This is a genomic window from uncultured Campylobacter sp., from assembly GCF_938030785.1.
Classification (GTDB): domain Bacteria; phylum Campylobacterota; class Campylobacteria; order Campylobacterales; family Campylobacteraceae; genus Campylobacter_B.
In genome coordinates this window covers 1-3,337 of record NZ_CALHIK010000173.1, presented here as the reverse complement: position 1 = coordinate 3,337, position 3,337 = coordinate 1, and the positions used below count along the sequence as shown (strand labels likewise).

Here is a 3,337-nt window from a genome sequence, read left to right as displayed (position 1 = left end):
TTCTAGCATAGTCGCGCTGAAAATAGCTACATTGCGTAAATTTAACGCAAATTCTCTCTGAAATTTTAGCGCAAAGCCAAGCTGTAAAACTCTCGTGCGAAATTGCGGGTTGGAATTCTGCTGCGAAATTCTACATCTAAGCCCAACCCCTGATTAATTCTGCGCCTACAATAGGCGAGTTGCATTCCAGATTTAATTTAAGAACTCTATTACATCGCGGGCGTAAAATTTAAAATTCCACGGCGAAATTCCGCGTCTAAATCATTCGCGCTGGCGTCTGAAGCGAAAAGGCCTTTGAGCCTAAGCCTAAAGTGAGACGATCTTTGAGCCGAAGCCCCCTTCTGCGGGCGTGCCGTCGCGAAAGCCCTTGACGCTCGGGTGCGTTTTTAAAAACTCCTTTACCGCGAACGCGAGCTTGCCCGTGCCGATGCCGTGCTTGACGATGATCTCATCAAAGCCCATCACGAGGCTTTGGCTGATGAATTTATCAAGCCTAGAGGTCGCTTCCTCGGCGCACAAGCCGTGCAGATCGAGCACGAGCGACGCAGAGGAGGGCTTTTGCACCTTGATGCTGATGTTTTTTACGGGCGCGGGCATCGCACCGCTGCGCTTTAGCTCGCTAAGCGGCACGCGCAGCCTGATACCGTCGCTTAGCATCAGCGCCTGGGTTTTGCTGAGCGATAAAATTTCGCCCTTGATCTTGCCGTATTTTACGCGATCGCCCACATTGAAGCTTTGCGGCTCAGGAGCGCTAAGTTCGGGCTGCTGCACGGCTCGTGCGAGCTCGTTTGCGCGGTTTATGGCGCGCTGTTTTTCGCGCACGTCGTTTAGGCTCACGCTGCGTTTAGCCTCCGAAATGGCGCGGTAATATTCGTTTTGTAGCCTTAAAAGCTCTGCCTTCAGCTCGCTTTGCGCGCGCTCGCGCTGATCTTTCAGCGCCTCGCTCAGCGCGTCTAACTTCTCCTCTTTTTGCTGTGTTTGGGCTAGTTTTTGTTTTAGCTCAAGCTCCAAATTTATCGCTTTTGAGATCGCTTCGTTTAGGTTCTCTTTGCTCTCGCCGTAGTTTTTGCGCGCCGCGGCGATCAAATTTTGCGCTATGCCGTAGCGCAGCGCGGTTTCAAAGGCGTAGGATTTGCCGATCGTGCCCTTTAAAAACTCATATTTCGGCGCGCTGTTTTTCTCGTCGTAAAGCGCCGCCAGCAGCTCCACGCGCGGATCTTTCGCAAGCAGCATCGCCAGGCGCTTGTGATGCGTGGTGATGATCATTTTTACATCGCCGCTTATCAGCTGCTCGATCATCGCGCCGTATAGGCTCGCAGCCTCCTCAAAATCGGTACCCAGCTCGATCTCATCGACGCCGATTAGAATTTCTTTGCGCCCGAACAGCTTGCTAAAGGCAACCATCCTGCCCGCAAAGGTCGAAATGTCGTTTTTGGAGTTTTGCGGATCCTCCATTATGAGCTCGAACTCTTTAAAGGTGCCGATGCGGCTGAGGCTTGCGCGAATAGGCATCGGAAGGAGATACTTAGCTAGCAGCGCCGCGCTTAGAATGCTTTTTAAAAGCATCGATTTTCCGCCCGCATTCACGCCGGTGATGAGCAGAATTTTACCCGTAAATTCCACGCTCACGCGCTTTGGATTTTTAAGCGCAGGGTGGGCGAAGCTGTCTAGGACGATGTCGCGCGAGGGCTCTGGCAGGACGAACTCATAATCGCTCGCTCTTGCCATCGCCGCGCGCGCAATCAGCGCATCGATCGCGTCGAAGGCGGCGTTTATAAATTTCAGAAAAGCTAAATTCTTATTGAAAATCGCGCTGATCTGCTTGCAATGCTCGAAAACGATCTGCTCTTTCTTATCCAAAATTGCGCTTTGAGCGGACTTCAGAGCTGCAATCGCGTCTGGAAGCACGTAAAAATAGCCTCCGCTTGAGCGCGCTACGACGCTGCCTTTTAGCACGTGGTTGAAGCCGCCGCGCACCAGCAGAGCCTCGGTGTCGCTTATGTAGTGGATCTGCGTGTCGGCGAGATAGGGCGAAAGGGCTTTGGAATAGATCAGCCTTTTTAGCATCTGCTCGATCTCGCCCTTTTTTATCTTAAAAGCCTCATTTAGCGCGCCGAAGCGCTCGTCTATCGCGTCGCGAAAGCCGCCCTGATCGTCGAAATAATCCTTTAATTGCGCGATGGGCGCAGGAATTTCGATCTTTGCAAGCCAAGCGGCGAGTTTGCCCTCAAAAGGCTGCTTTTTGAGATACAGAAAATATCGGACGATCTTGCTGAACTCGTAAATTTCGCTGATATGAAGCACGCCGCGCTTGCAGATGCGCATCAGCGCGTCGTCTAGGTTCGCGACGCTCTCGCACTGCGCGAGATCAAATTTCGTAAGTTCTGAAATTTTTTCAAAATTTAGCTTACTATCGCCGCTTAAAAACAGCGGCTTTTCGCGTGCTAAAAAGCTTTTAAATTTGGCTAGATACTCGCCTAGATCGAGGCGCGTAAAGAGTTCGTCACTGATCATAAACGCACTCTTTGATCTTGTAGGTTTTGCCCTTAAACTCCGCGCCCACGCTTTTTTTGGCGATGAAAGCGCCCAGCGAAAAGGAGTAGGTGAAATTTTCTCGCGTTACGATCTGCGCGGAGGCCTGCTCTTTGTCTGCGGCAAAATTTTGCGTAGTTTTAGAATTCTGCGCGGAGCTTAGCGGATTTAAGCCTTGCTGCGTAGAATTTTGCGAAGTAGGGCTTTGCGCGGAATTTTGCCCGCTCGAAACAGCGCCGCTAGTTTGCGCGGAAGAGTTTTGCGCAGCGGAAGCCTGCTCGTTCGTTTGCGTAGTGGAGCTTTGCATGGCGGAAGTAGCTTTGCTTTGTGCGTTTAAATTTGCCTCGCCGTCTTGCGAGCTTAAATTTTTCGCATCCGCGCCGCGTGTTTCGGCAGCAGAATTTATCGCGCCGCCGCATCTTAATCTAGCGCCCGCATTAAATTTAAACACCATCTCCTCCTCAAGCTTGGCGGATCGCTCGCTTGCGCTTTCGTAAAAATACGCCCCCGCGCACAGCAGCATGATCAGCGTCGTGACGATGATTTTGGCCCTTTTGCTTAAAATTTCGTCCCGCACGAAAAAGATCGCCGCGATAAATAAAAATGCGAAAACAAATACTAAAAATCTCAAATTCTATCCTTGCCCGCCCGCAGCGGAGTTTGGCTCGTAAATTCGGCGAGAGTTTTCAAGCTTAAAATTCTCCGCGTAGCTGATAGGTAATGTCGCCTGCACCGAAGCCAATCACGAGGCCGTCGTTTATGATGTGGCGGACGCCGAAAATATCGCTAAATTCTATCTTCTCGC

The 3,337-nt window shown here is 51.1% G+C and carries 2 protein-coding genes; both read right to left on the bottom strand.

The features are described 5' to 3' along the window. Positions 1-306: 306 nt before the first annotated feature. Complete coding sequence (locus Q0438_RS09990; protein WP_299190562.1) at positions 307-2,514, bottom strand: endonuclease MutS2; 2,208 nt, start codon at positions 2,512-2,514, stop codon at positions 307-309. Beyond that, a complete protein-coding gene (locus tag Q0438_RS09985) occupies positions 2,504-3,163 on the bottom strand; it encodes a hypothetical protein (RefSeq protein ID WP_299190561.1) in 660 nt (219 codons plus the stop codon). The genes Q0438_RS09990 and Q0438_RS09985 overlap by 11 nt, the downstream gene beginning before the upstream one ends. Between the last annotated feature and the right edge of the window lie 174 nt (positions 3,164-3,337).